8 protein-coding genes are annotated in these 8,221 nt (G+C 66.4%); 4 read left to right on the plus strand and 4 right to left on the minus strand.

What is annotated here, in order from left to right:
• Window positions 1-916 precede the first annotated feature (916 nt).
• From ACJ73U_RS14160 to ACJ73U_RS14175, 4 genes are all read left to right on the plus strand, one after another.
• Entirely contained in the window at window positions 917-2,254 is a 1,338-nt protein-coding gene (locus ACJ73U_RS14160) for a hypothetical protein (protein WP_407778063.1), read from the plus strand.
• A 405-nt stretch (window positions 2,255-2,659) separates the two neighbouring features.
• Complete coding sequence (locus ACJ73U_RS14165) at window positions 2,660-3,889, plus strand: DnaB-like helicase N-terminal domain-containing protein (protein WP_407778064.1); 1,230 nt, start codon at window positions 2,660-2,662, stop codon at window positions 3,887-3,889.
• Window positions 3,886-4,311, plus strand: a complete 426-nt coding sequence (locus ACJ73U_RS14170; protein WP_407778065.1) for a hypothetical protein — start codon at window positions 3,886-3,888, stop codon at window positions 4,309-4,311. The genes ACJ73U_RS14165 and ACJ73U_RS14170 overlap by 4 nt, the downstream gene beginning before the upstream one ends.
• Window positions 4,308-5,543 (plus strand): DnaB-like helicase N-terminal domain-containing protein, encoded by a 1,236-nt coding sequence (locus ACJ73U_RS14175; RefSeq protein ID WP_407778066.1) that lies wholly within the window; start codon window positions 4,308-4,310, stop codon window positions 5,541-5,543. Before ACJ73U_RS14170 ends, ACJ73U_RS14175 begins: the two co-directional genes overlap by 4 nt.
• Window positions 5,544-5,752: 209 nt before the next feature.
• Here the strand turns inward: ACJ73U_RS14175 and ACJ73U_RS14180 are convergent, their stop codons facing one another.
• The 4 genes from ACJ73U_RS14180 to ACJ73U_RS14195 form a co-directional block, all read right to left on the minus strand.
• Entirely contained in the window at window positions 5,753-6,214 is a 462-nt protein-coding gene (locus ACJ73U_RS14180) for an SAVMC3_10250 family protein (protein ID WP_407778067.1), read from the minus strand.
• Window positions 6,180-6,521: an SAVMC3_10250 family protein gene (locus ACJ73U_RS14185; protein ID WP_407778068.1), complete on the minus strand. Its 342-nt coding sequence runs from the start codon at window positions 6,519-6,521 to the stop codon at window positions 6,180-6,182. The genes ACJ73U_RS14180 and ACJ73U_RS14185 overlap by 35 nt, the downstream gene beginning before the upstream one ends.
• 169 nt (window positions 6,522-6,690) lie before the next feature.
• The gene (locus ACJ73U_RS14190; RefSeq protein ID WP_407778069.1) at window positions 6,691-7,758 is read right to left on the minus strand and encodes a hypothetical protein; all 1,068 of its coding nucleotides are present in this window, start codon (window positions 7,756-7,758) and stop codon (window positions 6,691-6,693) included.
• Between the two features lie 136 nt (window positions 7,759-7,894).
• Window positions 7,895-8,221: hypothetical protein (locus ACJ73U_RS14195; protein ID WP_407778070.1), on the minus strand; the 327-nt coding region annotated here is incomplete at its 5' end.

Raw genomic sequence — 8,221 nt, forward strand, 5'->3', positions numbered from 1 at the left:
GCGAGTGACGTGCTCAGCGACCTCCTGGTTCGTGACCTTCCGACGGTCGGCCCGCTTGTCCTTGTGGAACAACGCGTTGAGATTACGTGCGATCACCTCTGTGGGCGACGTTGCCGACGAATTCTCTGGTGGTATCTCATTTATCTCGCCGTTCACTCCCGCTCCCCTCTGTTTATCCCCAGTCACACGATAAACGTACCGAACGCGTTTGCGCATGAACTTATCGCCGACTCACCACTCCTGCGTTTTCTGTTACCTCCTGGTGTTCCTGATAGCCTTCTTTGACTGGTGGGATCGATGTTTCTCATGAGGCTGGATCGTGTCGTGTCGGCGATCTACCCTTCAGCGCTTGATGGGGTTACATTGGTTCTTGGGGAAGTCTCGCAAGGGGGAGAGACCATGGCACCGTGTGGTGCGCCTGTGTCCTGAGGTTCGCTATCCACGTCGGACCGCTGGTCGTTTCTGATGCATGGTTTGCGATGTGCCGCTGACATATCGCGTGTGGCGGCATTGCGGCTGGCCGATTGGTCACAGACCGTCTGTGCGTGGCGTTGAGAATCGCGGGTCGCGAACACGGGTCATTTTGCGGTAGCCACACATCGGGGGGATTGCATTGAGTGAGGAACCACCACGACTACATCTGACGGCGACGGACATCCGTCAGTGGGCCGAGACCATCGCGTTGATCTCGCAGTGGTCGGCACGCCGGCGGCAACGACTCGAGATGGAAGGGCGACTGGCCGAGGCGGACGCCGAGCACGCTTCTCGCCTGGACGATGCCCGTGCGGAGCCGGCGGTACGGCCGATGACCGCCGACGAGCAGCAGGAGTGGCTGCGCCGGATTCCGGCCGAGTTGCGAGTACAGCGTGAGGAGTCGTTCACGGTATGGACCGCGCAGGTGGGCCGGGGTTGGGGTGTGGAGGCCAACACCTGGGATACCGCGACGGGCATGTCGACCTCGACGTTGCTGGTGGTCTGCCGCGACGACGAGGACGCGATCGACCTGTGCCGCCATTTGCGCGAGCACCACACGCCCGCCGATCTCACCCACCTGCAACAGATGGCCGCAGACGTAGTTCGCGGACCAGCCCCGGCTGACGCGACGGCAGCGTCGGCGGCCGCATCTGGGGCCGGCCGCAACCGCGCTCCGCTGGTGTTGAGCGAGGATGCCTGGGAAGCAGCCCTGCGTGCTGAACTGCCTCCGCGGCTGGCAGACAGGATCATCGTCAAGGACCCCACACATCCCCATCACACCGCGTGGCGCGAACTGTGCGCACTCGCCAACGAAGAGGTAGTGCGGGTCGGGGCCGACCCCGCAGCGCTCGCCCGTCTCGTGCGAAATGTGCCGACGTGGTCAGAGAACGTGCGCAAACCACCCGCGTTGGCGCACTGGACGCTCACCGAAATGAGGTCCTCACCCAACTACGAACAGGCCGTGCGTGGGCCCCAGCCAGCGGCCGGTCCTGACCCGACAACCTCGTCGGCGAGCGCCGGGGATCAACCGTCCGTGGTCGACGGTGAGGTCGTGCCGAACCGGCTGCGGCTGGACCAGGTGTCCAGTCCACAGCAGGCGCTGCGCTGGGCCGAAGGACTGGAGGCCACCAATCCGCAGCACCGCCTTGAGGCCAAAACCGGACTGGGCCGGTGGGGTTCCGAGGTCGACGCGGTGTTGGCCCGCAAGTTCCCCGGGCTCATGCGCGCGACCAACGAGGCGGCCGAGCGCCAACGGCGCACCGAGGAGGACCGCGGCGAGCGCAGCGCGGCCACCGTATCGGCGGACGCCGTGATCGCAGAGAACGCAGAGACCTGGCAAGACATCGTTGACGAGGCGCTGACGGAGGCGCTGCTGAAGGAAGTCGGCGGGCTCGACCCACGCAGAACCGGGGACCGACTCAAAGCGTTCGCGATGTTCGGGCACGTGTCCTCACCCGAGGTCGATCTGGAGTTGGCTCGCAGGTTCAGTGACGACGAGCGGTTCGCGGAGAAAGTCGCGACCCGCTACCCGGGTGGTGTCACCGAGATCGAAGAAGCGGCGGCGTGGCGTGGCCGTGCGGAAGCCAACGAGCAGCGCGGTGCCGCGCACATGGCGGTGCCGGACGACCCGAATACCCCGCCGCGTGAAGACGCGGACGCACGAGCCACGGCGACCGGTGATCAGCAGACCGCCGCTGCCCAACGAGCTGCTGCCGCGGCGGTCACCGCCACACCGGCGGTGCCGCGCCCCACAGAGCCGAGCCGCGGACGAACCCGCTGACACCACCGCCATACAACAACAATCGGGGGAAAGATCATCATGGCAGACACTGCCGAGGCTGCGGTCACCACCGCACCAGCACCGTCACCGCGGGTCGAGAGCACCGCCGCTCGCCCCGCCGCAGAACCGCCTCGGACGTCCCGGGTGCGCGGCACCGCCGTGCGGCCGGGGGCCGCGCCGAGCGCGGAGCCGGCACTGGAGCCACCGCGCACCTCGCGTGTCCGAGGCACCGCAGTCCGCCCTGCCCCAGAACCAGCAGAGCCCCGACGCGAGTCGCGGGTACGCGGTACTGCCGTGCGGCCGTCTGCCGCACCTGCGGGTGGGAATGAGGCGTCCACAGCGGACACACGGGGTGCTGCGTCCGTTCCCGCGTCAGGTCCGTCGCCGAACCCCGGCCCGGATCCGATGGAAGGGTCCATCTCGGGCTCGCTCGACACCGACCTTGGGCCGAGAGTCGGGCTCTACCGCGCGAACCCGCATTTGCTGACCGAGCACGCGCTGTTGGGCAGCCTGATCCACGCGCCGGACGGGCTCAACGACATGGCGAAGTTCCTCGTCGGTGACGAGTTCTCCTCACGTGAGTTGGGCGCGGTCTACCTCACGGTGCGTGGGCTGGTCCAGGCTCGTGAGCTGACCGAGGTGTCGACGTTGACGGATCGCACAGAGCAGCGGTGGGCGTGCGCCGGCAACCGGATGCGTGTCCTGGATGCGCTGGTCAATCAGCGGTTCACCAGAACCAAGCTGGCGGATCCGGAAGGGCTCATCCTGCAACTGGCGGATGCGGCACCGGCAGAAACGGTCCCCTACCGCGGCGTGTACGACCCATCCGCGCAGATGCGGATGGCGCGGGACGTGCTCGCCGACGCCATCCGCCGGAAGGTGACCGACATGGGCGTGCGCATGCAGCGCCGGCCACCGATCATGCGGCCGCTGCGCACCGCCGCCCGGCAGGAACTGACGGCGGTATCACTGCACAGCACCCTGTTGTCCACGCAAGCCAACCTCGACCGGATGACCGAGCGGTGGGCGCAGGCGGTGGACCGCGCCGGAACGAACGTCGGCGCCCAAGCAGCCACCGACGTCGCGGCCGCGGCGGCCACCGCGCGGCAGCCGGCCCGTCCGGGCCCGATCGCCGCGTTCCGGCTCCGCCGTGCCGAACGGCACCTGATCCACCTCGCGCTGCACACCGGACATCACCTCGACGGCGACGTGAAGCCCGAATTCTTCAGCGCCCCCGAGCACCGCAACACCTGGCAGTTGCTGATGCAGCTTCGTGAGCGTGGTGAACCCGTCAACCGTGTGTCCCTGTACAACGAAACGCTCCGAAACCCCGACATCGGACCGGTAATGTCGCACGAGGACACCTTCAACAAGATGCGTGTCGCCCCGGAAACGCGACCCCACCGCATCGCCAACTCGCTGCGCACCGTGGTCAACGCCGCGCTCACCCGAGCCGCCAAGGACGCCGGGGCCGCAGTGACCACCGCGGCCACCAACCGGGCAGTACCGATCGAGGGCCTGTTGGACTACGCCGACCAACGAGTCCACGCGCTGATGGGGCGTGCCACCACCGCAAGCGCGACGCACCAGAAGATCGCTGAACACCACGAACCAGGATGGAGTCACACCCGATGACCACGAACCACCTCCCCACTCCCCACAATCCACCCGCGACGATGCCGGTGAACCAGATGGAGTCCTACATCGCGGACGGGCGCGCGGAGCGGTGGACACAGCCGCTCGGCGACATGATCCCGGTCGCCGCGCTGCTGGACGGCGCCTGGGAACAACACAACGACGAGACAACCGGCGAGGGCACCCCCACCTGGGTGCTGCGCTCCGGAACCTGGTACGTGGTGTGGGACACCCCGAAGGCGCCGACGGCGGAGAGGGTGTACGAGTTGGCGCCGCCGGAACTCGCCGCCGTTCTCACGGAGTTCCAAGCCCGGTTGCGCACCGCCAACGAGCAGGTCGCCGAGGCTGATGCCCAGTCCGCCGCCCCGCTCGGCGGCTTCGGTGAGGTGGTGCCGCCGACACCGAGGAGGCCTGAACCATGACCGCACCGCGTGTCGAGTCCGGCCTCGACGCACCACATTCCGGTGCGGCTGCCGGAACCGCTGCGGGTGCGTCGGGTTGGACCGGCGGCGCTACGTGGCTGGCTGAACGTGCCGTCCTCGCCACGCTGCTGTACCGGCCGGAACGCCTTACAGATTTGGAGCTGTGGCTGCGGGCCGGTGACTTCGCCGACCCGCAGCACGCCGCCGTCTACGCCACCATTGCCGGCCTCCGCGCCGCCGGCGAGCTACGCGCGATCCATCCAGAGGTGATTCTCCACGACTCCGATGTCAGGTCAGCGATCCTCGACAACGTCGTCGCCGTCCAGGAAGCGCTACACGCCGGCAGGTTCGCCGACACTCCGCTCCCACACGGTGGCGTGCGTGACTTCCTGGGCGCCGCGTCGAACGACGGGCCGGACCTGCTTGTCCGCTATGGACAGATGGTGTTGGAAAGCTCGGCGCGGCGTCGTCTGCAGGACTGGGCCGTGTATTTCGTCCAACCGGTGAGGGCACCGCAATACGGTGTCGACACCCGTGAGTTCTCGCCGATCCACGATGGGTTAGTCAACGATCTGGCTGACCTTGAGCAACGGAGCGCCCACTCGACCGTCTCTGGTAATCGCGCGACGTACGCGGATCTGGAGGAGCGGGACGCGCCGCTGTTGGGTGGGCCGCTGGTGGTGCCGGCGGCTGCCCCGGCACACAAACTGGTGGAGCGCGCGGAACGAGACGTCCTGACCGCGGCGCTCTCCGACACCTCCGGCCAACACCGCCGCCTCCTCGACCGCTTCGAACCCGGCGACTTCACCGCGTCACCCCGCCACGCCTCGACCTGGCGGGCCATCCAGGCCGTGGCGCGCCGTGGTGAGCCGGTCACTGCCATCACCGTCGCCTGGGAAGCCGAACGCCTTCCCGCCGACCACGGGCCCGCGTTGTCCGCGGAGGAACTCGTTGACCTCGCTGCCGCACCGGCTCCCGCGACCGTGCGGCGTCAAACCATGACCATCGTCCGTGCGTCCCTGTACAACCGGATTCAACACGCCGGTGACCACCTTGATCGCGCCGCCCGAGACCGCTCCCGCGGCGTGGACCAGGTACTCAACGCGGCGCAGGGGGTCGCTCAGGACCTGCGCGAGCAGGCATCTCGCTTGGTCGGCGAGCATGTGCGATCCGTGACCGCCAACCGGATTGCCCAGCAGCTCGACGGTTCCCCGGCTCCGAGGCAGCGCTGACCTGCCCCACACTGCCTCAATCCACGTGCTGCGGCTGTGTGCCCCAGTGGGTGGCGGGGCAGGGCACCGACCAGGCTCACGTATCCAAGCAGGGGTTGGTCCGGTCTCTTCCGGCACCTGCGTCGACCAACGGCAACCGTCGTAGCGCTGGAGCGGTCGTGCCCCGCCTGGCGCGACCCGATCCCACAGCGGACACGACGGCTGGATGTTCAGGAGCGCGCGTCTGGATCCGGTGGCGCAACGCGCTCGACATACAGGGGCGTCGCAAACAGGATCGTGCGGTGTCCAGCCGCCGAAGGAACGACAGCCGTGACGCGAGCGCAGCCAGCCAGCCACTCAGCCGTATACGGCAGGTGAAGGTGGCGGCTCACCGTGGGCAGCACGTGTTCGAGACCGACCGCGCGAATGCCGTTCTTGAACGAATGCACATCGTTCTCTTCAACACCGTCGGTGTCCGGCCACGATGCATAGTTGATGAGCCCCACGAAGTGGTTGAAGATGGATGGGTACGCCGAAGCGTCGATGCCGGTAGAGGAGTGCGTAGCCGCCAGCGTGGTCAACTCCGCGACGTCCGTCCGTGGCAGCTGAGCAGTCCCGACCACGTGTTGGGCCGAGCCATGCAGCAACAACCGCAGCTCACCGCCGCTGGGATACGTGGGGAGACGGCGCATCAACGTCGAGGAAGACCACGGTCGGGTCGATCAACGTGTAGCTCATCGGAGCCTCAAAGCGCACCCACTGACCCGCTTGCACAGGATCGGTGAACCACACCGGGGCGCGATCATCGCGGTCCAGTTCCGCGAGCACGGTGTCGATCTTCGGAAGACCTGGCTGACGTCCTGTGGTTTCGACAGTGACCTCACCGAGCCCGACGGGAACTTTGATGTTCGCCTTTACTCGATCGAACAGATGTGGTTTCGCTCCAAGATCGAATTCTTCTTGGAGCTTGCGGTTCGAGCGGTACACGAGTTCACGCATCGCACCATGCTGCCATAGCCTGAGATTGTCTGACAGAATTTGCGAGAGCGATCCCATGCGAAGCCACACCTTTGAGCAGTCGTGCGGTATCTACTCACATCGTCTGCTAGCACGTCGTGACGATCACTGTGGGGATGACCTCAGACCGCAGAATCCCGGTCGTGGGGTGCTACCGGCGGCGCGCCTGTCCATCGGGTGGGAGAATGCCAGCGTGCCTGCTTCCTGGCGTGCCAGGCCGGTCGACACGGGTCTGCGGCCTTGCTTCTTCCTGTGCCACAGGGCCGGTTGCCCCGGGGTGAGGTGACGTCTCTCCTGTCGCCTCACTCCCTGCGTTGGCGTCGGGGTCCTCAAGTGCTGATGTTGGGGTTTTCTTCATGACACCGCCCTCCCCGTCGAGCGCATACACATCGCGGTCGTACGTTACGCCGCCGACCACGAGGTCGTCGCCGATCACTTCGGCGAGGAAGTCGAACGGTGGCGTGTTCCTGATCTGTTCCGTCGCGTACGCGACGAGATCGCTGTCCTTGATCTCGTCTGAAATCGGGAGGGTGGCGGTGTTGACATTCCATCCGAGGCCGGTCTCTTCTCGTTCCGTGTCCAGTTCTGCGAGACTGATCGAGGCGCGGGATACGCGTAGGACGCGAACACTGTCTTTGTCTATGGTGCCGCCGTTCCAGGTGGCGTAGTAGACCACGTCAATCGTTTCTTGGTGGTTCCCAGCGATCTCGGCAACAAGTCGGTGCGCTTCTGTCCCGTCGAGGTCGACGAATTCCCATCCGAACAGGCCATGTTTGACCAAGTGAAGAGCACTATCTGCGGCGATGGCGGTGCGGGCCGCGGCCGCGGTGACCGTAACGAACACTGCCCACCCGTCCGCTATGGGGCGGGCGAAACCGTAGCGGCCAATCTGTGACAGGAGAGCCTGGGCGTCTTCAGCGCAGTCGGGCCAGAAGACGTACGGATGTCCGTTGACGTCGGTGACTGTGATCGGGTTGAGCAGATGGGACCGGTTGTCGGCGGCGTCGAAGGTGATCCCGACACCCCAGTCATCTTCCTCGCCGGGCCGGACGTACAGGTCGAAGTCCACGCCCTGGTCCGGAACAGGGTTGCTGACATGCAGTTCCCACCCACCCCAATGCTGTGGGTTCCATTCGGGCGGAAGCAGGACCTTGTGGGTACGTCCGGTGTCCTGGTTGGGGTCGGGCGCTGGTGGCTGCGGCTGACGTGGCTGACTCATGGTGCTCTCCTGTGTCGGTTTCGGATACGTGGAGCGGAATGTGCCGTGTGGTCGAGATGGCGGGCTCGTCCGCGTTCCCCGGCGCGACGACTCCGGATTTGGTTGGCGGGAACGAGTTCGTGGTGTCTACCGGTTTTTAGCGCCGACGTCGCCGCGTCGAGTCCGTCGGTGGTGCGGCGGGGTGTTGCGTGGCGGTTGTTCGTGGACGGTCATGCTGGTCGGTGTGTCGCTGGCTGGGTTGCCTTGCCGTGAATGTTGCGGAGTTGTCCGCGGCCATCTCCAGGCCGACGTGCAGCTTGGCCAGGTGAGTCATGCCCTGGGGGCTGTCGAGCAGTGCTATTGTCGCGGCGAGGGTTTCCGGAATCAGCTCTTTCTGGATACCGGCGGCGTCGACGACGACGACGGCGCCGATGGTCTTCTCCGGGCGGAACGTGATCCGCAGGCCAGCGAAGCTGATCATCCC

This window comes from Actinophytocola sp. (assembly GCF_045807065.1).
GTDB lineage: Bacteria > Actinomycetota > Actinomycetes > Mycobacteriales > Pseudonocardiaceae > Actinophytocola.

What these genes read in the sequence shown, in the direction of transcription:
- ACJ73U_RS14165 (WP_407778064.1), top strand. Translation starts at nt 2,660, where the DNA reads ATGGAAGGGTCCATCTCGGGCTCGCTCGACACCGACCTTGGGCCGAGA.
- ACJ73U_RS14190 (WP_407778069.1), bottom strand. Translation starts at nt 7,758, where the DNA reads ATGAGTCAGCCACGTCAGCCGCAGCCACCAGCGCCCGACCCCAACCAG.
- ACJ73U_RS14170 (WP_407778065.1), top strand. Translation starts at nt 3,886, where the DNA reads ATGACCACGAACCACCTCCCCACTCCCCACAATCCACCCGCGACGATG.
- ACJ73U_RS14180 (WP_407778067.1), bottom strand. Translation starts at nt 6,214, where the DNA reads ATGCGCCGTCTCCCCACGTATCCCAGCGGCGGTGAGCTGCGGTTGTTG.
- ACJ73U_RS14185 (WP_407778068.1), bottom strand. Translation starts at nt 6,521, where the DNA reads ATGCGTGAACTCGTGTACCGCTCGAACCGCAAGCTCCAAGAAGAATTC.
- ACJ73U_RS14175 (WP_407778066.1), top strand. Translation starts at nt 4,308, where the DNA reads ATGACCGCACCGCGTGTCGAGTCCGGCCTCGACGCACCACATTCCGGT.